Raw genomic sequence first — 21,211 nt, 5'->3', positions numbered from 1 at the left:
CCGAAGTCGCACACGAGTACGCCCACGGCGCACATACGTACGGCAATGCGGGCGCGTCGCGGAAGGGACTTGCCCAAGTCGCGCATGAACCGCACGGCGTCGGATCTCCGTCGCACAGCCCCCGCGTCAAACGGGTGACCTGCGGCGACCGTGGAAACACCCATCAGCGGATTTGCGACGCCACCCTCCGGGACGGCGCTCATGTCGCAGATCTGCCAGCCCTCGCCCCGCTCCGCCTGCTGAACTGATCTGGCAACAGCACACACATCACAGGACGGAATTCATGGCTGCATCCACCACCGCCACCACGCGCGATCCTGGCGGGGCCGATTCACCGCACCGCTCCCCGGTGATCGGATGGCTGGCCGTCGTCGCGGTGATGCTGGGCATCTTCTCCATCGTCACCACGGAAATCCTCCCCATCGGACTTCTGACCAAGATCGGTGCGAGCTTCACCATCTCCGACGGCATGGCCGGACTGATGATGACCATGCCCGGCTTCCTCGCGGCGATCGCCGCACCCGTCGTCACCGTCGCCACCGCGCGGATCGACCGCCGCCTGATGCTGTGCGCCTTCATGGTCCTGCTCGCCGCGGCGAACTTCCTGGCGGCGGCGGCCCCCGACTACTGGCTGGTCCTGGTCTCCCGCGTCATCGTCGGCATCGTCATCGGCGGCTTCTGGTCCATCGGCGCCTCACTGGCCGAACGCCTGGTCCCCGCCGAATCCGTCGGCCGAGCCACAGCGGTGATCTTCTCCGCGGTGCCCCTCGGTTCCGTGCTCGGCGTACCGGCCGGCACCTTCATCGGCGACCTGGCCGGATGGCGTACCGCGTTCATCGCCATGGGCGGCCTCACCGTCGGCGTACTGATCATGCTGCTCATCGTCACGCCGCCACTGCCACCGCACCAGACCACCCGCCTGGGCGTCCTGCGAGGCATGCTCAACAGCGTCGCCACCCGCTTCGCCCTGCTCCTGACCGTTCTGGTGGTGCTGGCGCACTTCGGCACGTACACCTACGTCACACCGTTCCTCGAGCAGGTCACCGACGCGGGCTCCGGGCTCATCACCGTCTTCCTGCTGATCTACGGCGCGGCGGGCATCCTCGGCAACTTCCTGGGCGGCTCCCTGGTCGCACGCCACCCGCGGGCCACCTTCGGCATCGCCGCCGGCATGATCGCCGCCGCCACCCTGCTCCTGCCCGTTCTGGGCCAGTGGAAAGCCGGAGCGGTCGCCCTCCTGATCGTCTGGGGCGTGGCATACGGGGCGGTGCCCGTCTCCTCCCAGACGTGGTTCACCAAGGCGAGTCCCGACACCCCCGAAGCCGCTTCCGTCATGTTCACCGCGTCGTTCCAGGCCACGATCTCCCTCGGCGCCCTGACCGGCGGAATCGTCGTCGACGCCAGCTCGCCCTCGACGGTCATGACCCTGGGCGGCATGACAGCCGTCCTCATGGTCATCGCCGTATGGGCCCACTACGCCCGACGCCTGACCTGGCCGGACAACGCCTGACCCGCCCCGGCCCTTCCGAGGACCCGGCACGCCCGGACCCTGCCGCAGCGCGAACGGTCCGGGCGGCCGGTCGCAGACCTCCGGTCCCAACACACCAACGAGAGGACACCACACATGTGCGGAATCGCCGGATGGGTGGACTTCGAACGCGATCTGACCCGCGAGCGCGCGACGGCGGACGCGATGACCCAGACCATGGCCTGCCGCGGCCCGGACGCCAGCGGCCTGTGGACGGACCGTCACGCCGCCATCGGCCACCGCCGGCTGTCCGTGATCGACCTCGAAGGCGGCAAGCAGCCCATGCTCGCCGAGGACGACGGCCGTGTCCTGGCCGTGCTGACCTTCAGCGGCGAGATCTACAACTACCGGGAACTGCGCTCCGACCTCGTCTCCCGCGGTCACCGCTTCCTGACCCAGAGCGACACCGAAGTGGTCCTGCGCGCCTACCTGCAGTGGGGCGTGGACTTCGTGACCAAGCTCAACGGCATGTTCGCCTTCGCCATCTGGGACACCCGCCGCGAGGAACTGCTCCTGGTCCGCGACCGCATGGGCGTCAAGCCGCTCTACTACTTCCCCACCCCCCACGGCGTCCTCTTCGGCTCCGAGCCCAAGGCGATCCTGGCCAACCCCGACGTACCCCGCCGCGTCAACGCCGACGGCCTCAGCGAGATACTCGACATGGTCAAGACCCCCGAACACGCCATCTTCACCGGCATGTTCGAGGTCCGTCCCGGTCACCTCGTCCGCGTGGGCCGACAGGGACTGAGCAAGCACCGCTACTGGGCGCTGGAGGCCAGGGAGCACACGGACTCCCTGGACCAGACCATCCGCACGGTGCGCGAACTGCTCGAGGACATCGTCTCCCGGCAGCTCATCTCCGACGTTCCGCTGTGCAGCCTGCTCTCCGGAGGCCTGGACTCCTCGGCGGTCACCGCCCTGGCCGCCAAGGCACTCAAGGACCAGGGCGCCGGACCCGTACGGTCCTTCTCCGTCGACTTCGTCGGCGCCGCCGAGAACTTCGTACCCGACCCGCTGCGCAGCACCCCGGACGCCCCCTTCGTGCGCGACCTGGCCGAACTGGTCAAGGCCGACCACAAGGAGATCCTCCTCGACAGCGACGACCTCAGCGACCCCGCCGTGCGGGCCGCCGTCCTGGCCGCCACCGACCTGCCGCCCGTCTGGTACGGCGACCTGTGGCCCTCCCTCTACCTGCTCTTCCAGGCCGTGCGCCAGCGCTCCACGGTCGCCCTGTCCGGGGAATCGGCGGACGAACTCTTCGGCGGCTACAGCTGGTTCCACGACCCCGAGGTCCTCACCGCCGAGACCTTCCCCTGGCTCACCAGCACACCCGGACCGTTCTACGACGGCACCCCCCTCTTCGACACCTCCCTCCTCACCCGCCTGGACATACCGGGCCGCCGCAGCGACAGCTACCACACCGCCATCGCCGAAACCCCCGTACTGCCCGGGGAGAGCGGACTGGAGAAGCGGATGAGGGAGCTGTCCTACCTCAACCTCACACGCTTCGTGAACACGCTCCTGGACCGCAAGGACCGCATGAGCATGGCGGTGGGCCTCGAGGTCCGGGTCCCCTTCTGCGACCACCGGCTGGTGGAATACGTCTTCAACGCCCCCTGGTCGATGAAGAAATTCGACGGGCGAGAGAAGAGCCTGCTGCGCGCCGCCACGCGCGACGTGCTCCCGCAGTCCATCGCCGAACGTGTCAAGGCGCCCTACCCCAGCACTCAGGACTCCGGTTACGAGAAGAAGCTGCGCGACCGGTTCGCCGAAGTCCTCTCCAGCGGCGACGCGCCCATCCTGCCGCTGCTGGACCTGGGCCGGGTCAAGGACCGGCTGACCCGGCCTGTCAGTGCCGAGAGCACGCAGATCACCCGGATCGACCTCGAGGTGCCCCTGTCGCTCAACGCCTGGCTCGAGTCGTACGACGTCACCCTCGACGTGTAGCACCAACCGGCCGGCCGGCGGCACCCCCGCCGGCCGGCGCCTCCGAGACCGCCCGGCGTCCCTGTGAGTCCATCCCCCGTCAGCAGGGGCGCCGGGCATTCCCAGCCGCCCGGCAGCGACGCCCGTCGCGCGAAGTTCCGAGAGGACACACCCATGCCGTCGCCCTCGCGCAGCGCCCCAGGAACGTCCTTTGGCGACCGGCCCGAGGCAGACCTCCTGCAGTACCGGGCCGCGGAGCTGGCAGCCCGCATCACGTCGATCATCAGGACCCTGGACGCACTGGACCTCACCGGAACCGCACCGGCACCCGTCTTCACCGTCACCGGCCGCGGTGCCACCGGGAGACTCCGGTGACGCAGCCCTGCGAACTCACCGCCGCCGCCGCGGCCGAGGCCATCGCCGCCAAGGAGCTCTCCCCGGTCGAACTGACCGAGTCCGTCCTCCAGCGGGCCGCGGACACCGAAGACACCCTCAACGCCTTCGTGACCCGCACAGCCGAGGCCGCCCGGGCAAGGGCGGCCCAGGCGGAGCGGGATGTGATGGCGGGGCGCCCCCTGGGCCCGCTGCACGGCGTCCCCTTCGCGCTGAAAGACAACATCGACGCCTCCGGCGTCCTCACCACGGCCAGTTCCGCACTGTGGGCCGAGCGGGTCCCCGCCGAGGACAGCGCGGTCATGGACCGTCTGACCGCGGCCGGCGCGATCCTGGTCGGGAAGACCGAGATGCACGAGTTCGCCTACGGCCTCATCACCCCCCAGACCGCCAATCCCTGGGCCCGCGACAGGATCGCCGGCGGCTCCAGCGGCGGGTCGGCCGCCGCCGTGGCGGTCGGCTCCGCCACCTTCGCCCTGGGCACCGACACCGCCGGCTCCGTCCGCGTCCCCGCGTCGTTCAACGGGCTCGTGGGCCTCAAGCCCACCTACGGCGTGGTCTCCCGCTTCGGCGTGGCCCCCCTGTCCTGGTCCATGGACCACGTCGGCCCCCTCACCCGGAGCGTCCAGGACGCGGCCCTGGTCCTCCACGCCATCTCCGGTCAGGACCCGCGGGATCCGGCGAGCGTCGTCTCACCGCATCCGCCCCGGCTCGGCACGGGCTCCGGGGACCTGAGGGGCGTGAGAGTCGGTGTCCCCGCGAACTACTTCTTCGAGCACGTGGAAACACCCGTGGCGGACGCGGTGCACCGGGCGACAGCCCGGCTCGTCGAACTCGGAGCGACCCCGGTCGACGTGACCGTGCCACTCACCACGTATGTGATCCCCACACTGTGGGGCCACGTGGCCCCCGAGGCGGCAGCGGCGCACGACGAGCACCTTCGCCACCACCCGGAGCTCTTCGGCGACGGCCTGCGGACCCTCCTGGAGGCCGGACGGATGATCACCGCCGACACCTACCTGAGAGCGCAGCGAGGCCGCAGCCTGATCAGGGAGGCATGGCGCGAGCTCTTCACCACCATCGACGTCCTCGCCACACCCACCGTCGCCGCCACGGCCCCTCTGCGTTCGCAGACCGAGATGCGATGGGACGACGGCTACACGGAAGACATCACCGACGGCCTCCTCCGGCTCACCTCACCGGCCAACATCACCGGCCTCCCCGCCCTGTCCCTGCCGGTCGGCGAGGACCACCACGGCCTGCCCATCGGCATGCAACTCATCGGCAACCACCTGGCCGAACCCGACCTGCTGCACATCGGCCAGGTCTACGAGGCCGCCTGCGGTGACGAGGAGACCCGGCGCCGAGCACCCCTGCTGAGCGGCTCCTCGTCCGGGTTCCGGCCTCAGTGACAGCTCAAGCGTCGAAACGGTGGAGTCGGCTGTCGGCGTGGACGCGCGTGAGCCAGATCAGCAGGGGCGGGCCGACATGGTGGCCGGCCGGTGCTCGCCCATGCGCCGGACGGCCAACCAGTCAGGTCCCCGATCCCTGCCGAACCGCTCAACGGCGCGTGGCGTCGACCTCGTCCGCATGGATCAGAGCGGTCTTGTGGCTGTACTGGATCGTGTACATCTTCCCGGTACCGATGACGACCTTGCCGCTGGACGGGAAGAAGTCGTCCGTCGGTGTCGGCTCGGCCGTGGCCACGTACGCCTGCCCGGCGGGAACGCTGTACATGCTCAGGGGGGCCTGCGTCGACGGCGAAAGACCCTCTGGGTACTCGTCGGCGTCCGGGTAGCTGGTGCCGAAGACCTTCAGGGACTCGGTGCCAGCGGGCCGGACGATGGTCGCGTCACGGGTGGGGATCGTGAAACGACCATGTGGGTTGTGGAACCACACCTTGCTGCCGCTGTACCAAATGGCCGTCCAGTCGCCCTTCACTCCGGCGACGACGAACTGCTGCCCGGCCTGGGCGGCGGAGCCCCAGTCGCTGATCCGGTTGGTGCCGGGCTCGTTCGGGTGGATGGACTGCTCGGCGAAGAGTGGTGCGTCGGCACGCGGTTCCGTGCGCAGGGCGATGAAGTTCGACGCCTGGCGCACGGTCGTGCACTCCTTGGTGGCGCCACTGCCGTCATCCTGCGGACACAGCTCCATGGCCTGCTCGTTCCGGGTGAAGTCCGGTGCCATCGTCACGGCGGAGCCCACGGGGCCGATGCCGCGCCGTCCGCTCAGCGGAGCACCGACCAGGCCCATGAAGCGCTCCCAGTCCCAGGAGGGCCCAGGATCCCAGTGCTGGTCCTTGGTGAACCGATCGGCCGGCGCCAGGACATTGTCGTGACCGATGATGTGCTGACGGTCCAGCGGGATGTCGAAGCGCTCGGCCAGGTACTTCACCAGCTCCGCCGTCGCGCGGTACTCCGACTGGGTGTACCAGGTGGCACCGTGCGCCGCGTAGCCCTCGTGCTCGATGCCGATCGAGTGCAGGTTGGTGGAGTAGTTGCCCGCGTGGAAGCCCAGGTTCTTGGTGGGCACCATCTGGGTCACCGCGCCGTCGGAGGAGCGCACCACGTAGTGCGCCGAGGTGAAGCTCGACGGGTCCTGGAACGTGGCGATGGCCGACTCGTAGGGCGACTCGGTGTCGTGGATGACGATCTGGTCGATCCTGATCCCGTTCGCGGGCCGGTCCGAAACCTGCCCGTTGCCCGGGGCAGCCGGGACGAAGGTGCAGTCCAGGGTCGGCGGGCACTCGGGGTCCGTCGTCGCCTTGGCGCTCGGCAACTTGAGCGCTTTTACCTGCCAGGTGGCTGGGTTGACCTCTGCGTCGGCGGTGAGCCGCACGGTCTCGCCGCCGTCCGTCGTGCGGGCGACACCCTTCTTCATCGTGTCGAAGACCCGGTTCGCGAACGCCGACGCGCCCTGGCGTTCCGTGGCCTGGCTGTACCGGGCGACCGCCCCGTACCAGTCGTCGGGGTTGTCAGAGGTCTTGCCGTTCAACTCCTTCTGGTACGACGCGAGCAGCGCGGCGCCGGCGCGGATGTTCGCCGAGGGGTCGGTACGCACTTCGTCGACGGACAGCCCGGAGAGCTTCGCGGCGGTCCGCGCGGTGTGCTTGTCCTCGCCCTTCGCGAGCTTGGCGGCCTCGGCACGGCCGGCCATGCCGGCGGAGCCGCCGGCGATCATCTCGGGGGTGACGTCGGTCAGGTGCATCGGGCCGTAACCACCCGAGGCACTGTGCTGCCCCTTGTGGGTGTCCCAGGCCGACTGCTCGTAGGCCACCGCGAGCAACACCTGCGGGGGGACGTGGAACTCGGCCGCAGCAGTCGCGAACGCCTTCTGCAGGGTGGGGTCGCTCGCGGGGTCGCCCTGAGTCGCCTGCGCCACCACCGGAACGGCAATGGCTCCGGCCACGGCCACGGCCGCGGCACCAAGCGCAACGGGACGCCGCCGGAGGGCATGCTTCCGGCGGGGGTTCGTGTCTTTTGTCATCTACTTCCCAAATCGGGGCAGAGGTGAAGGTCGCATCGACTGTCAGCCGACTGGAAATCCACGTTGGCCGAGTTCGATGCACTCCGAACGTAGCAGACGTTATGATGAGCGCATCACAATGTTGTGATGCGGGCTGATCGGCTAGGTCGACGCCGTGTGAACCGCGTCCAAATACGCGAATCCCAGTCGCCACCTGCGTCGAACGCGGCGTGCTACGTGCCGAGTAGGCTCCGGTGCGTTGCCCTGGTCGTCCCCACTCGTCGACGGCGCAGCCGTTCGAGTGGCGAGCTCCACATCAAACCTTCACATCGACTGACACGTCCATTCCCACGAACGCACGAAGCTTCATGAAGCCAACCGAAATCCGCGTGGACCACTAGGTGGATCCGTGCCGGTCCACGCGGCACCGAAGCCGGAAGAAGTTGATCTACCATGAAGGACGGCGACGCCAGGACCGTCTGGATCCCGTACCCCCCGCACCGGTTCCCCGACCTCACGGCCGGGTTGCGATACGTCTTCTGGGACGGTTCCACCGCACTCCCCGGTCATCCGGACGACGTGCGTTTCCTGGTCGCTCCACCGTCGCCGGGCGCCGAGCACGTACTGCGCGAGGTGTTACCGCGCATGCACAACCTTGAGGTGCTTCAACTCCTCAGCTCCGGCTACGAGTACGTCATGCCGTTGCTGGACGGCGCGTCTTCCGGCATGCGGCTTGCGACCGGTCGCGGTGTGCACCGCGAGGCCACAGCCGAGCTGGGCGTGACCCTGTTGCTCTCGCTGTGCCGGGGACTCGACGACTTCCGGACGCGACAGGCCGAGGGAAGATGGCGGCCCGAGTTCCGGACCACGCTGGTCGGCAAACGTGTCCTGGTCGTCGGCCACGGGGCTGTCGGCGCGGCGGTCGCAGCCCGGCTGAGCACGTTCCGGTGCGAGGTGGTCCTCGTGGCGCGCACGGCGCGTACGACCCGGGCGGGGCACGTGCACGGGGCGGCGGAGCTGCCCGCGCTGCTGCCCACGGTGGAGGCGGTGGTGCTGTGCGCCCCCCTGACCGAGCGGACGCGCGGCATGTTCGGCGCGGACGCACTGGCATTGTTGCCGGACAATGCGATGCTCGTGAACATCGCTCGTGGCGAACTGGTCGACACCGACGCCCTGGTCCGCGGGGTGCGGGCCGGACGGCTGCGGGCCGCGCTCGACGTCACGGATCCCGAACCCCTGCCGGCCGACCACCCCTTGTGGCACCTACCCGGCGTGCTGATCACCCCCCACGTGGCCGCGTTCACGGACGCTTTCGAGGCCATGAGCAAGGACTTCCTGCGGCGCCAGTTGGGCCGTTACCAGCGGGGCCAGGCGTTGCACAACATCGTCCTGACGACAACCGGAGCCCAAGTCGACGAACAGGCGGCCTGAACGTATGCCGATGCCGACGCACGACGACCGGGTGAAGGCCCTGGGACCCGATTCCGCACTTCTGAGGGTGCTTTCCGCCCTCGAGGAGTACGGCCATGACGACCCCGCCGGAGCCTGGCGGGCCTTGACCAGTACGTGGAACTGGGCCGCACCGCTGCCCACCGGGGTCCCCGGCACCGACGGGACCGGTACACCAGCCGCTCGGCCGGCCTCCGGGGGCTACACCCTCTCGGGGCACTGGCGGCTGCCCTCCGCCGCGGACGCCATGCCCTGGGTGGCACTACCGCTCGCCGACGACGGCCATCGGCCCTGCGGCGGTGCGGACGGCGGGCAGAACGGACCCGATCTGTTCGTGGTGCCCGCCAAGCACCTCCTCGCGACCGGCCGACTCCCCAGCGGCAGCGGGGACAGCAGCCCGGCGTCCGGGCCGGCGGACGTGTACGCGGCGGTCGAGGTGTATGTGCCGGCCGGCTTCGCCACGTACACTTCGGGCGAGCCGCTGTGCGCGAGCGATGCCGCCTTCCACTGGACCGCGGTCGCCGCCCTGGCGCTGGGAGCGGCCCGTCGGATGACAGACGCGCTGGCGGGCAGCGTGTCGGGCACGACACCGCCACACCCTCAGGCGGCACCCGCCGGGCAGGCCGCCGAACTGGCGGCCGTGCTGCACGACGAGCGGCTGAGTCTGGCCGCCACCGTGTACGGTCTCCCCGCCGCCCGACACGTATTGCCGCAGGTGCTGAAGGCGCGGCTCGCGCGGCAGGTTGGGCAGGCGGCCGTCGTCGTCCAGCACGTCCTCACCGAGGTCTACCAGCAGGTGCTGTCCGTGGACACGAGGGGCGACCGGCACGACCTTGTGAGCATCATCGAGACCAGCTCACCGATACTCCAGCAGGCGCGATTCGCCGCGGAGATCCTGCCGCCTGTCGGCAGAGCGCCCCTCAGGAAGGGCTGAAGAACGTGACCACTGTCGCACACCGGGGCGGACCGGGCTCCAACTCGGCGCCCGCCGCGAACGCCCTGTACCCGCCAGGTGGCGAACTGCCCTGCACCGGCTTCAGTCGAGCCAGGCCACTCCGGCCCCGCAGACCGGGAAACCGACGACGACGAGTCTGTTCTTCCGCGTGCCCAACATCCCCAGTGCGCTGTACAAGGCATTCGGCGGGTTCGCCAGCAGCGGCGTGAACCTCACCAAGATCAAGAGCTACACGGCTCCGCGGCAGCATGAGAGGAAGTCAGTGAGCCCACGTCGGCAAGACCGACTCGGTCCGGTCCCGGCTCCGGCGCGGCGACGCCGAAAGCGCCTCGGCGGGCTTCGCGCACTCGCCCTGGGAGCAAGGCTCGCCCTGACCGGCGGCCGGGGCAGCGCGGTACGCACAGTCCTGATGGCCGCGGGGATCGGAATCGGTGTCGCCGTGGTGCTGCTCGCGGCATCGGTGCCCACGGCCCGGCATCATCGCGACGCGCGCATCCACGGACGCATCGACGTCAACCTGGACGACCGGGTCGTAGCGGCTTCCCAGCGCACCGTACTGGTGAGCGACATCGACACCGTCTTCCGCGGTGTTGTGATCCGCGGCCGGCTCGTGGAACCCGAGGGGCCCGACGCCCCCTTGCCACCCGGACTCGACAGGTATCCACAGCCAGGCGAAATGGTCGTGTCACCGGCCCTCGGCCGACTGCTCGCGCAGCCCGCGAACGGACTGTTGCGTGCCCGCCTCGACCACCCGGTCGCAGGAGAGGTGAACGACTCGGGTCTGCTCGGCCCCGGCGAGTACGTCTTCTTCCTGGGCGGCGAGCACATGGAGAGCGGCGTGGCGGGCGCACGGCGGCTCGACCACTTCGGCAAGGTCTATGCGGACAAACCCCTGGCCCCCGATCTCGTCCTGCTCACCGTCGTCGGCATCGTGGTACTGCTCACCCCGGTCGCCGTGTTCATCGCCGCGGCCATGAGGTTCGGCGGTGAACACCGCGACAGGCGGCTGGCGGCTCTGCGGCTGATCGGCGCGGACCGCGGCATGACGGCCCGCATCGCCGCCGGTGAGGCGCTGGTCAGCTCCCTCATCGGCATCGTCGTGGGCGCGGCGCTGTTCGCGGTGGGACGCCGGTTCGTCGAACTGGTCGATGTCCAGGGACTCAGTGTCTTCCCGCGGGACCTCACCCCCGAGCCGTCCCTGGCCGCCGTGGTGGTCGTCGCCGTGCCCTGTCTGTCCCTGATCAGCGCTCATCTGGCGATGAACAAGGTGGTCGCCGAACCGCTGGGAGTGGTGCGCAGGTCCGTCACCGCCAAGCGGCGACTGTGGTGGCGCGTCGCCCTGCCCCTGTTCGGCCTGTTGCTCCTGCGGACGTCCGTCCGGGACGCGACGCAGGTTCGGAGCACGGCAGGCGTCGTCACCGTGGTCGCCGGAATGCTCGCGCTGCTCGTGGGCGTGACCGCTGTCATTCCGTGGCTCCTCGAGCGGTTCACCGAACGGGTCGGCGGGTCGGGCCCCCTTTCCTGGCAGCTCGCGATGCGCAGGCTGCGGTCGCACGGCGAAGCGTCCACCCGATCGGTCAACGGCATCGTCGTTGCCGTCGCCGGGGCCATAGCGTTGCAGACCCTTTTCACCGGTATCGCCCACAGCCCTACGGGTAACCACCCGTCCACCCCACAGGCACGGTCGGCGCCGGACACGCGGGTCAGCGTGGTCCGTCTGGTCGGAGCCCAGGGTGAGAAGCCGTACGCTCCTCTCCTCGCCCGGACTCCCGGAGTAACACGGGCCGTCGCCTTCAGTGAGATGCAGGTGAGTGAAAGACCCCAAGGCATCCCGCAGACCGTACGCATCGCCGGCTGCGCGGAACTTCGTCTCCTGGCCTCCGTGTCCACGTGCTCGGGTGGCGACGCCTTCCTGGTCACGCCCCGCAACGGGGGCACGCACGACATGACCGAGTGGGAGACCGGCACGAGGATGCGCATGGGCGAGAGCGGCCCGGTCTGGCGGGTGCCCCGGATCACCGCCACGGTCCGGGCAAGGCCGGGAAACCCGCAAGGCGCCTTTCCCGAAACGATGCTGCTCGCCACTCCCGGCGCCGCCGGCACGACCGCGACCGCACACGCGACGCCTGCCGTGAGCGTCGCGTACCGGACTTCCCGAGAAGACGTCCAAGACCGCATCCGCACCGCCGCGGTCCGGTTGAACCCCCGCTTCCAGGTCGACTTCCCGGACGACCACAAGGAGGACACGGCCCTGAGCAGCATCAGGCGCGCCTTGCTCGCCGGAGTGGCCGTCGTCCTGCTCCTGATCGCCACCAGCATGCTGATCGGTGCCGTCGAACAACTGCGGGACCAGAAACGCGTCATGGCCATGCTCGTCGCCGTGGGCGCTCGACGGCGCACCCTCAGCGGCTCGGTGTTGTGGCAGACAGCGCTGCCCGTGGCGATCGGAATGCTGGTGGCGAGCGTGGTCGGAACGGCGCTCGGCGGCACCCTCCTCCACCTCGTCGGCCGTACGGTGGTGTTCGACTGGGGCAGCATGCTGGCCATGACCGGTATCGGCGCGGGATCGGTCCTGCTGGTGACCCTGTCGACGCTGCCGACCTTGCGGCAGGTGACCCGAGTGGAGGCCATTCGCCACGAGTGATGTCCGCCTTCCGAAGGGGCTGCGCCGGAACTGGTCGGCTCGGTCGCGCGGCCGGCGGACCCGGCACCGTCGTCGCTCGCGTCATGGGTCCGCCCAGTTCTCGGTACCGGCGCATCGGATCGCCGCGCCGTGCTGCCTGACGCCTTCGTCACCCCTTCGGCGCGTCGCGCCGCGCCATCGGCGGCGCCGCGCGACGCCCGCGGAGCAGCCACCCTGTGGCCGTCCGCACACCGTTGTCAGGCGCCACGGCTACGGGGTCTGCCGGCCCCCCAGCACACCCTGACCGCGGAGGAAGGCGAGGACCGCATCGCTGAACTGTGCGGGCCGTTCGATGTGCGCGAGGTGTCCCGTGTCCTCGAGGATCGACAACTCCGCTTGAGGCATGGCCTCGTGCAGGAGCCGGGCCCATCGGGGTCCGCAGATGAAGTCCTGCCTGCCGGCCAGGACGAGCGCCGGTGTGGTGATACGGGGCAGGGCATCCCGGACATCGAACGGAGTGCCCTGGCCGCGGGTGGGAGCCGCGTACATCCGGAGCGACTGGCGGGCGGGTGCGAACTCCCCCTCCCTGCCCCAGTAGTCGAAGAGATAGGCGGGCATGATCTTGCGCAGGACGGCGGTGGTGCCGTCGTCGTCGAGCAGGTCCAGGCGGGCCGTGAGGGCAGCGACGTAACCGGCCACCTCCGGATGGCCGTCGATGTGACGGTCCACGAAGCGCTGCATGGCGGCGACCGCCGCCGACCAGAACTGGTCGTCTGCCACGGGCGACGTGTCGTACAGGACAAGGGCGGCGAGCCGCGCCGGGTGGTCGAGGGCGTACTGCTGGGCGACGAAACCACCGTGGGAGTGACCGAGCAGAGTGACCTCGGGCAGTTCCAGGTGGTCGACCACATGGTGCAGCAGACGCGCGTATGTGGTCACGGAATAGTCCTGCGGATCGGGGAGTCGTCCGGAAGCGCCCGTGCCGACCGGCTCGACGTACACCATGGTGAGGCTGTGTTCGAGCGCGGGCATGCGCAGGTATTCCCAACTGATGCCGGGTCCGCCCGAGTGGGCGATGCACACCGGGCCCGAACCGGCGACGTGGTATCGCTGTTCGACGTAAGCGGCGTCGTGAGGGACGGTGACCGTGTGGGTGCCGGGGGACAGCGGCGCTGAAGAGTGCTTCACGCCTTCCGATGATCCATTGCGGGGCGGCACCCTCCAACAAGAAAAGCAACATGTCATCACACTGTTACCGGGCCGCTCGGTCACACATCGCCGGAGGGGCCGACGAGTTGCACTATTGGCCCGCAGCACTGTGTGAGTGCGATACACTGATCACAGTGTTCCTGACGTTGGACGGTGACCCGGACAAGCGTCAGGAGCGCTTTCACACCCGCTGCAGGAGCCGAGCGGGTGCAGTGCCCCGGACGTCGTCGATCCCCCGCAGACGGCGTCCGGGGCCGTTTCACCGTCGTCCCCGCGGATGCGGTCAGGAATGCCGGGCCCGGTAGAGACCCCGGCCGGTCCGCCGGACTCGGGACGCACCGACGAGACGGTCGAGTGCGCTGCGCACCGCGTTGATGCTTCCGTTGTCGGTGTCACGGCCGAGTGCCGCCGCTACGTCCCGGGCGCGTACGTCGCCGTTGCCAGCCTGTGAGAGATATTCCAGGATCTGCTCGGTGAGATTGCCGTACGTCCGTTTCCCCGCCGCCTCGGGACGGGGAGCCCGCACGCCCGGTCGCTGCCGGGTCTCGGGCGGCCCCGAGACCCGGGTGACTTCCGCGACTGCGGGACGAACGGCCGGTGGAGTGTGCGCCCGTCTGGGCGCCGGCGCACGGCTTCGGGCCGCGCCAACGGTGTCCAAGGGATCCGGCGCGCCACCCGCTGGGTCCGCCATCAGGACCCGGAGTGCGCCCAGGGCCTGCCGGAGGGTGTCCAGATGGGCCATGACGGCGGCCAGTTCCCTCTCCAGCGCCTGCTTCTGGAGCCGCAGACGGGCCAGATCCTCGCGCAGCCCCTCAGCGGTGACGCACACCTGCACAGCGGCGGACTCGTGCCAATCAGCAGGCAGGAATGGAGTGCGGCGACTTCGGCGGCCCGTGTCACCGGGTCCGCCACCCGCCGTGGCCGAGCAGCCGGCGCGGCGACGACAGGTCTGAAGCGTGTTGTGACAGTGCTGGTCGCAGCCACAACGAGTGGCTGCGACCAGCACTGCCGCTTACGCGGCCGGACGCCCGAGGGCAGGCGTCACCTCAGGTCAACCGGCTTCGAGCAACGCACCGAACACCGGGACGGACAGCGTGGCGCCCGGCGTCTTGTCCTGTCGACCGTGAGCGGGACCGGAGAACCTGCCACCGGGCTGACGGACGTCTCTTCGGGCCAGAACAGCCTCCAGCGACGCGACGTCTCCGGTCCGCGCCGCCGAGACGAAGGCATCGAGGAGCCGTCGGTGCTCGGCCGTGTCCACAGACTGCCGATGCCCGGCCGACAGGTGCTTGCGGGCCCGGCTCACGATCTTGCGGGCATTGACAGAGGTCAGGCCCAGTATCTCGGCGATCTCGGCGTAGCCGTAGTCGAACGCCTCCCGCAGTACGTAGGCGGCCCGCTCGCTCGGGTTCAGCTTCTCCAGGAGGAGCAGCAGGGCCAGCTCGAGCGCCTCGGCGCGCTGCGCGCCGGTCTCCGGGTCGCTGCTCGTGTCGACGGGCTCGGGCAACCAGGGGCCGATGTAGGTTTCGCGGCGAACCCGGGCCGACTGGGCCACGTTGATGGCCAGCCGTGTCGTCGCACTCGACAGGAACGCCGCAGGGTTCACCACCACCGAGCGGTCCGTTCTCTGCCAGCGCATCCATACGTCCTGGACCACGTCCTCGGCCTCCGTCGCACTGCCCAGAACGCGGTACGCGATGGCGAACAGACGTGGGCGGAGCTCCACGAAGACAGACACGGCCTCGTCCAGGTCGCCTCCCATGGAGGGCGTCTCACGATGCATGATCCTTCTGGCTCCGTTCCCCGCGAACCGGTGCTGCCGGCGGGCGCGCTCGTACGGCTGCGGCGTGACGGTCCGCCCATCGGCCGACTCCAGGACACGCCACAACAAGTCACATTGATTCCAACTGTGTCTGCCCCTTAGACCAGGGCCATCCCGGATCCGTTACAGGTCGTTCGTGACCGGTTGTTGTGAGCAGCGGAAAAAGTGCTGTGTTCTCGGCCTGACCGGGCACACGGTGTGGGAGCGCCTCAGTCTCCGAGGGCTGTGGAAGTGGGGGCGCCAGGGGTGTGGGGGCGGTTCCAGGTGCGCAGCTTGTCGGGGTTGAGGACGGCCCAGACCTGGAAGACGTGGTGGTCGGCGATGTCGAAACTGATGACGGCGGCTACCTGGGCGTTGTGGCGTACGACGATGGCGGTACGGCCGTTGGCCGGGCTGAGGTGCAGAGTCGTGCGCGGTCGGGGGGTCAGGAGGGTGAGGAGAGTGCGGGCGACGTGCTGGTTGCCGTGCACCGGCCGGGTGAGGGCACGCACCTTGCCGCCACCGTCGAAGAACGCAGTGGCGTCGGGTGCCAGCAGGGATGCCAGATGAGTGGCGTCGGCCGTGGCACAGGCGCGCCGGACCGCGCGGACGATCCTGTCGTGCTGCTGTGGTGTGGTGGGGTGTGAGCGGGTGCGACGCACACTGCGGCGGGCGCGGTCGGCGAGTTCGGCGCATTCGTGTGGCGTCCGCCCCACGATGCCGGCGACCGCTCGTGGTGGCATGGCGAAGACGTCGTTGAGGACGAACGCCGCCCGCTCGGTGGGGGACAGAGCCTCCAGGGCGTCGAGCAGGGCGCCGCTGATCTCCTCCTCCCAGGCCTGGTGGAGTCCCGCCACCGCGTCGCCGTCCTCCCCGCCCGGCCCTGTGGGTCCTCGCTCGGGCAGGACGAGGCGTGCCAGGCAGATGGAGCCCGTGGTTTCGGTCAGCCAGGCACCCGGGTCGGTGATGCGCGCCTTCTGGAGGTCCGACAGGTCGTACCACTGCCGGTAGGCCTCGGTGACGGCGTCCTCGGCCTCGGGACCTGTGCCCAGCATCCAGTAGGCGACGTTGAGCAGATGCCGTCGTTCGTCGAGCAGATCCGCGATCGGCACCGCGTCACCGGCCTGGTCCATACGGCATCCTCCTTCTCACACGGCACCGTGTCACCACCGCCGAGATCGGCTGGATCGACGTCCGTGACGGTCGGCGGACGGAGCACCCGGTCCCGGATGCCCTCGGTCGACGGCCTGGTCTTCGGTGCCCTCAGCAGTGCAGACCGGGCAGGCACGGATCATGTGACACCAGGTCGGCCTCCGTCACGCGGTCCGAAGGAATACCACCCCGTCGCGCCGACGTGTGACGATGAGCGAAGCCCCGCAATGCACGGACATAACAGTGTGACAGGATGTTCTCCCGCCACCGATCGCGAGGCGTCGCCCGCTGACGAAGGGACCTGTCCATGCCTGCCATCCTGATTCACGGCGTCCCCGATACCCACCGGGTATGGGACGGCGTGCGGCGGCACCTGACCCGCACGGACGTGGAAGCCTGGGATCTGCCCGGCTTCGGCGCGGCGCGTCCGGCCGGCTTCGGATCCACGAAGGAGGAGTACGTGGACTGGCTCATCGAACGGCTGGAGCGGGTCGGTGAGCCGGTCGACCTGGTCGGCCATGACTGGGGGTGCATATTCACCGCCCGCGTCGCCTATCTGCGCCCCGATCTGGTCCGTACCTGGGCCGGGGGCAACGGACCGATCAACTCCGAATATGTCTGGCACCCGTTGGCCAAGATCTGGCAGGACCAGGTCGAAGGTGACCGCTTCATGGAGGAGCTGCAACCGGAACAGTTCGCCGACGACTTGGCGACCGGCTTCGACGTGCCCGTCGACCTGGCACGGGAGACGGTGAGCCATGTGGACGGTCCGATGAAGGACGCCATTCTCAGGCTGTACCGGTCGGCTGTGACGATGGGGGCGGAGTGGGAGCCGGGGCTGTCCGCGGTGTCGGCGCCGTGCCTGGTCTTCTGGGGAGCGCTCGACCCCGCCTGCCAGATCGAGTTCGGGCGCAAGCTCGGCGCCTCCCTGCACGCCTCCGCGGTGATCGAGATGGACTGCAATCACTGGCCCCTGCTCCAGCGGCCCGCAGAGGTGGCCGAAATCCTGGAGGCGCACTGGAGGCGGCACGCGAGCGCGTGACGAACGCGCCGGCCGCACCGACGACCGGGGCGGCATGGCCCACGCCGGGCAGCGGCCCGGGGAGCAAGGGCGACCGGGCCGCGATCTGCTTCGCCGGCAGCAGGGTGGCTCCGCGCTCCCCGCGCGGACGCAACTCCGTACCGGCTGCCGGACGCCGCCCCTTGGCGTTGGCCACGAGTCGCGCCATGGGGCGGCCAAGGACTCGCCCACGGCGGTTCCAGGGCGCCACGGTGCGGTCGGCGGTACGCACTTGAGGGCACGGACCGACGTCGTGGCTGACACGTTCCCCAGCCGACCGGGCCGAGCCGCGGCGCAGCGCGGGTGTGGCCATCCGGCGGTCGGCACCGCGAACGCCCCGTGTCTCTGCAGCGAGGGACGGTATCCAGTCCGAGGGGTGGACCAGAAACGGTGCCGCCGGTCGCACACGGGCTTCCCGGTTCCGCTCCCGGTCACGTCACACCAAGTGGTGCTGGCCGGTCTTGATAGGTGGAACCGAGAGGAACAGAGGACACCGTGCGTGAGATCTTGATCGTGGGTGGTGGTTACGCGGGTTTCTACACCGCGTGGGGCCTGGAGAAGAAGTTGCGTCGAGGTGAGGCACGCGTCACCGTGGTCGACCCTCGCCCGTACATGACATACCAGCCGTTCCTCCCCGAGGTGGTCGCCGGGTCGGTCGAGGCCCGGCATGCCGCGGTCTCGCTGCGGCGGCACCTGCGCCGGACCCGTGTGATCGCGGGCGCGGTGACGGAGATCCGCAACAGCGCGCGCACGGTCACGGTCCGGCCGGAGACCGGGCCGGACTTCGACCTCCACTACGACGTGCTGGTGGTGACGGCAGGGGCCGTTACGCGCACGTTCCCGATCCCGGGGCTGAGCGACCAGGCGTACGGACTGAAGCACGTCGAGGAGGCCGTGGCGATCCGCGACCGGCTGCTCACCTCGTTCGATCGCGCGGCGACCCTTCCGCGCGGTCCCGAGCGACGCAAGCTGCTCACCGTCACCGTGGTCGGAGGCGGGTTCTCCGGAGTGGAGGGCTTCGGCGAACTGCTGGCCCTGGCGACCGCCCTGCTGAAGCACTACCCGGAGATCGATGCGGCAGAACTGGGCTTCCACCTGGTCGAGGCTCGGGGCCGGATCCTTCCCGAGGTGACCGACCGGCCGGGTGAGTGGGTGGTGCGCTCGCTGGAGAAGCGGGGCGGCCGGGTGCATCTGAACACCCAGCTCGTCTCCGCGGAAGACGGGCACGTCGTGCTGTCCGACGGGGAGGAGTACGACTCCGGCCTGATCGTGTGGGCGGCGGGCAACGCGTCCAACCCGATCGTGCACAACCACACGGACCTTCCCGTCGACGAACGGGGCCTGCTGACGGTGCGGGCGGATCTCCGGGTCGGTACGGACACCGAGGTGGTGGCGGACGTCTGGGCGGCCGGTGACGACGCCTCCGTGCCCGACCTCGCCGCAGGGCGGCCGGGGGCCCGGACGGTGCCCAACGCGCAGCACGCCGTCCGCCAGGGCAAGCTCCTGGCCAAGAACATCCTGGCGTCACTTCGGGGCCGGCCGGCCAAGGACTACGTGCACCACAGTCTGGGCGTGGTGGCCACACTCGGGCTGGGCCGCGGCATCTTCCAGTACCGGCGTCTGGTCATCAAGGGTTTCCCGGCCTGGCTGATGCACCGGGGATACCACGTCCTGGCCGTACCCAGCTGGGAACGCAAGATCCGTGTTTTCGCGGTGTGGGCCACCGCCGCCTTCTACGGCCGGGACATCGTCTCCCTCGTCTCGGTCCAGCACCCGCGAGACGCCTTCGTCTCCAGCGGCACCCCACGGCGCAGCGAGGAGCCCAAGGATGTCGTCGCCGGATGAGCCGGCGGTGACATGCCGGGTGACGGGTGTCTCGCTGGGAGCACCCGTTGCCCGGCGGTGACAGCGGCACCCATCACCTGGCGCGGCGAAGCACTGTCCCCGGTCAGGGCTTGGCGGCGCGGTACAGGCCGCGCCCGACACGGCGGATGCGGGAGGTGCCGACCAGACGGTCGAGCGTGCTCCGCACGGCGTTGATGCTGCCACTGTCGGTGTCCCGGCCCAGAGCGGCGGCGACATCGCGGGCTCGGACGTCGGCGTCCGGGACTTCGGCGAAGTACGTCAGGATCTGTTCGGTCAGCTTGCCGTACTTCGGTGCGCTGTCGGTGTCGGCCTCGACATCGGCGTGGTCGGTCCTCGCCCGGCTCGCGTCCGCGTCCTCGGTGGTGTCCGCGGGCGCCGGCTGCGTCGTCGGCCCGACGTCCACGGACCCGGGTGCCGCGGACGACGCGGCGGCCATGGGCAGCAGGGCCTGAAGGGCGCTGAGGGCTCGTTGCACGGAGTCGAGGTGCGCGGTGACAGCGGACAGTTCACGCTCCAGCGCCTGCTTCTGAACCTCCAGCCGGGCAAGATCCTCCCGGAGGCTCTCGGCGGTGATCTCGATGTTGCGAGCCTTGGGGGTCACGGAGCCCATGTGTTCCTCTCGTCCTCAACCCTTGTTCCGGCGGGGCCGCCGATGTGTCGGCGACGTCAACCCGGCCCAACACCGTTGGATGCTACCCGCACATCATATGCAGCGGCCCCCGCCGGCCGGGAACGAAGCGGGCTGACACCGGAGCGCACGCATCGACTGGCGAGGGACATCACCGGGTCCGCCCGCTCGATCTGTCAGGGGCGGCCGGACCTCGAGTGATCGAGCCTGGTGCCGTCTGTCTCGCCGCCCGGGTGCTTCCGGCCGTCGGCGGGCTGGGCCACCGAATGCTGCAGTTGCCGGAGGGCCTCGGAGACCGCGTCGATGCGGGCGTCCACCGTGTCGATCGCCTCTCGGAGCAGGCGCAGCCTGCCCTCGAGCAGCGCCGCCTCCGCCGCCAGCGACGCGGTGGCGGCGGCGGGATCGGCCTGCCGGTCAGTGCTTCGGGGCATCCTCTCGTCCTTCCTCGGCTTGTGCCGGAAGCCTGGGCACGGACGTCTCTCGAACAGCGATCATTCGAACGCATCGGCTGACGTGTGTCCCTGCCATGCTCCTTCTTCTTCGCCGCACGGCCTTGAGCGGTTGCCGTCGTAGCCGTGGACACCGCATTGACCAGGTAGTGGCGGGAGCTGTGACAGCCGTGGAGCGGCGAGCCCGGTCAGTTCGGCTCGCAGCCGGGATCAGGGGCGTCCTCAGCGAAGGGGCTGCCGTGCGGCAGGACATAGAGGACCTTCAGGACGACGTTCACCGCGCCGCGGTTCTGCCCGATGTGCACGTGCTCCGCGCCAGGCGGCTCCTTTATGTAGTCGCCCTCCTTGTACACGCCGTCCGACGCGCACCTGGCATCGAAGTGGCTCAGTGTTCCCTGCTTGACATAGGCGTACAGGTAGCCGTCGTGGTAATGCCATCCCGTCCCCTGACCGGGAGGAATGGTGATCTCACGGATTGTGTAGTCCCAACGATGGGTGGTCCACTGTGCCAGCGTCTTGGCTGTGACACCGGGACCGCCGGGTGTCGCCTGGGCGACCCCCGGGGCGAGCGTGAGCCCTGCGGACATGGCACCGATGGCCGCGGTACGCAACACGTTGCGCATGCTGATCCCCTTCGGGAGGCGGGTATGTGAGGGGCCGCTCGGGTCAGTGCACCTCATGAGCGGCCTGTTCGACAGGACTCACTG

The 21,211-nt window shown here is 69.7% G+C and carries 16 protein-coding genes and 1 pseudogene; 9 read left to right on the top strand and 8 right to left on the bottom strand.

Features of this window, described 5'->3' with window-relative positions; translation table 11 throughout:
- Nucleotides 1–283 precede the first annotated feature (283 nt).
- The 4 genes from LG395_RS31135 to LG395_RS31120 all read left to right on the top strand — a co-directional run bounded on the left by LG395_RS31135 (nt 284) and on the right by LG395_RS31120 (nt 5,259).
- The gene (locus LG395_RS31135; RefSeq protein ID WP_225812001.1) at nt 284–1,510 is read left to right on the top strand and encodes an MFS transporter; all 1,227 of its coding nucleotides are present in this window, start codon (nt 284–286) and stop codon (nt 1,508–1,510) included.
- A 114-nt stretch (nt 1,511–1,624) separates the two neighbouring features.
- Nucleotides 1,625–3,475, top strand: coding sequence for an asparagine synthase (glutamine-hydrolyzing) (gene asnB / locus LG395_RS31130; RefSeq protein WP_225812000.1), 1,851 nt, complete (start codon nt 1,625–1,627; stop codon nt 3,473–3,475).
- Nucleotides 3,476–3,628: 153 nt separating this feature from the next.
- A complete protein-coding gene (locus LG395_RS31125) occupies nt 3,629–3,829 on the top strand; it encodes a hypothetical protein (RefSeq protein ID WP_225811999.1) in 201 nt (66 codons plus the stop codon).
- Entirely contained in the window at nt 3,826–5,259 is a 1,434-nt protein-coding gene (locus LG395_RS31120) for an amidase (RefSeq protein ID WP_225811998.1), read from the top strand. Before LG395_RS31125 ends, LG395_RS31120 begins: the two co-directional genes overlap by 4 nt.
- Nucleotides 5,260–5,407: 148 nt before the next feature.
- On the opposite strand, the gene LG395_RS31115 is transcribed toward LG395_RS31120, so the two are convergent.
- A complete protein-coding gene (locus LG395_RS31115) occupies nt 5,408–7,333 on the bottom strand; it encodes an N-acetylmuramoyl-L-alanine amidase (RefSeq protein WP_225811997.1) in 1,926 nt (641 codons plus the stop codon).
- A 432-nt stretch (nt 7,334–7,765) separates the two neighbouring features.
- Between LG395_RS31115 and LG395_RS31110 the strand changes: the two genes are divergently transcribed.
- From LG395_RS31110 to LG395_RS31100, 3 genes are all read left to right on the top strand, one after another.
- Nucleotides 7,766–8,743, top strand: a complete 978-nt coding sequence (locus LG395_RS31110) for an NAD(P)-dependent oxidoreductase (protein ID WP_225811996.1) — start codon at nt 7,766–7,768, stop codon at nt 8,741–8,743.
- 124 nt (nt 8,744–8,867) lie between these two features.
- Nucleotides 8,868–9,695 carry a hypothetical protein gene (locus tag LG395_RS31105; protein ID WP_225811995.1) on the top strand — a complete coding sequence of 276 codons (828 nt, stop codon included), beginning with the start codon at nt 8,868–8,870 and terminating at the stop codon, nt 9,693–9,695.
- A 430-nt stretch (nt 9,696–10,125) separates the two neighbouring features.
- Complete coding sequence (locus LG395_RS31100) at nt 10,126–12,360, top strand: ABC transporter permease (RefSeq protein ID WP_225811994.1); 2,235 nt, start codon at nt 10,126–10,128, stop codon at nt 12,358–12,360.
- A 249-nt stretch (nt 12,361–12,609) separates the two neighbouring features.
- On the opposite strand, the gene LG395_RS31095 is transcribed toward LG395_RS31100, so the two are convergent.
- From LG395_RS31095 to LG395_RS31080, 4 genes and pseudogenes are all read right to left on the bottom strand, one after another.
- Nucleotides 12,610–13,527 (bottom strand): alpha/beta fold hydrolase, encoded by a 918-nt coding sequence (locus tag LG395_RS31095; RefSeq protein ID WP_225811993.1) that lies wholly within the window; start codon nt 13,525–13,527, stop codon nt 12,610–12,612.
- Between the two features lie 304 nt (nt 13,528–13,831).
- Nucleotides 13,832–14,413, bottom strand: a complete 582-nt coding sequence (locus LG395_RS31090) for a hypothetical protein (RefSeq protein ID WP_225812084.1) — start codon at nt 14,411–14,413, stop codon at nt 13,832–13,834.
- A 279-nt stretch (nt 14,414–14,692) separates the two neighbouring features.
- Nucleotides 14,693–15,310 (bottom strand): annotated as a pseudogene (locus tag LG395_RS31085) (sigma-70 family RNA polymerase sigma factor); the annotation flags it as partial.
- Between the two features lie 269 nt (nt 15,311–15,579).
- Entirely contained in the window at nt 15,580–16,482 is a 903-nt protein-coding gene (locus LG395_RS31080; RefSeq protein WP_225811992.1) for a sigma-70 family RNA polymerase sigma factor family protein, read from the bottom strand.
- Between the two features lie 326 nt (nt 16,483–16,808).
- Between LG395_RS31080 and LG395_RS31075 the strand changes: the two genes are divergently transcribed.
- Together LG395_RS31075 and LG395_RS31070 are read left to right on the top strand one after the other, a co-directional pair.
- Entirely contained in the window at nt 16,809–17,543 is a 735-nt protein-coding gene (locus tag LG395_RS31075) for an alpha/beta fold hydrolase (protein WP_225811991.1), read from the top strand.
- 513 nt (nt 17,544–18,056) lie between these two features.
- Nucleotides 18,057–19,406: an NAD(P)/FAD-dependent oxidoreductase gene (locus tag LG395_RS31070; RefSeq protein WP_225811990.1), complete on the top strand. Its 1,350-nt coding sequence runs from the start codon at nt 18,057–18,059 to the stop codon at nt 19,404–19,406.
- A 103-nt stretch (nt 19,407–19,509) separates the two neighbouring features.
- Here LG395_RS31070 and LG395_RS31065 read toward each other — a convergent pair whose 3' ends face one another.
- The 3 genes from LG395_RS31065 to LG395_RS31055 all read right to left on the bottom strand — a co-directional run bounded on the left by LG395_RS31065 (nt 19,510) and on the right by LG395_RS31055 (nt 21,127).
- The gene (locus tag LG395_RS31065) at nt 19,510–20,037 is read right to left on the bottom strand and encodes a hypothetical protein (protein WP_225811989.1); all 528 of its coding nucleotides are present in this window, start codon (nt 20,035–20,037) and stop codon (nt 19,510–19,512) included.
- A 194-nt stretch (nt 20,038–20,231) separates the two neighbouring features.
- Nucleotides 20,232–20,486, bottom strand: a complete 255-nt coding sequence (locus LG395_RS31060) for a hypothetical protein (protein WP_225811988.1) — start codon at nt 20,484–20,486, stop codon at nt 20,232–20,234.
- A gap of 206 nt (nt 20,487–20,692) precedes the next feature.
- Complete coding sequence (locus tag LG395_RS31055; protein WP_225811987.1) at nt 20,693–21,127, bottom strand: cupin domain-containing protein; 435 nt, start codon at nt 21,125–21,127, stop codon at nt 20,693–20,695.
- Between the last annotated feature and the right edge of the window lie 84 nt (nt 21,128–21,211).

This window comes from Streptomyces spinosus (assembly GCF_020400655.1).
In the GTDB taxonomy this organism is placed as follows: Bacteria; Actinomycetota; Actinomycetes; order Streptomycetales; family Streptomycetaceae; genus Streptomyces; species Streptomyces argyrophylli.
Note: the sequence above shows the minus strand (reverse complement) of the source record. Positions and strands in the feature narration are given on the sequence as shown.

Bases quoted from the DNA above. Each gene is read 5' to 3' on its own strand.
- LG395_RS31135 (WP_225812001.1), top strand. From the start codon at position 284: ATGGCTGCATCCACCACCGCCACCACGCGCGATCCTGGCGGGGCCGAT.
- asnB (WP_225812000.1), top strand. From the start codon at position 1,625: ATGTGCGGAATCGCCGGATGGGTGGACTTCGAACGCGATCTGACCCGC.
- LG395_RS31125 (WP_225811999.1), top strand. From the start codon at position 3,629: ATGCCGTCGCCCTCGCGCAGCGCCCCAGGAACGTCCTTTGGCGACCGG.
- LG395_RS31115 (WP_225811997.1), bottom strand. From the start codon at position 7,333: ATGACAAAAGACACGAACCCCCGCCGGAAGCATGCCCTCCGGCGGCGT.
- LG395_RS31110 (WP_225811996.1), top strand. From the start codon at position 7,766: ATGAAGGACGGCGACGCCAGGACCGTCTGGATCCCGTACCCCCCGCAC.
- LG395_RS31100 (WP_225811994.1), top strand. From the start codon at position 10,126: ATGGCCGCGGGGATCGGAATCGGTGTCGCCGTGGTGCTGCTCGCGGCA.
- LG395_RS31080 (WP_225811992.1), bottom strand. From the start codon at position 16,482: ATGGACCAGGCCGGTGACGCGGTGCCGATCGCGGATCTGCTCGACGAA.
- LG395_RS31075 (WP_225811991.1), top strand. From the start codon at position 16,809: ATGCCTGCCATCCTGATTCACGGCGTCCCCGATACCCACCGGGTATGG.
- LG395_RS31065 (WP_225811989.1), bottom strand. From the start codon at position 20,037: ATGGGCTCCGTGACCCCCAAGGCTCGCAACATCGAGATCACCGCCGAG.
- LG395_RS31060 (WP_225811988.1), bottom strand. From the start codon at position 20,486: ATGCCCCGAAGCACTGACCGGCAGGCCGATCCCGCCGCCGCCACCGCG.
- LG395_RS31055 (WP_225811987.1), bottom strand. From the start codon at position 21,127: ATGCGCAACGTGTTGCGTACCGCGGCCATCGGTGCCATGTCCGCAGGG.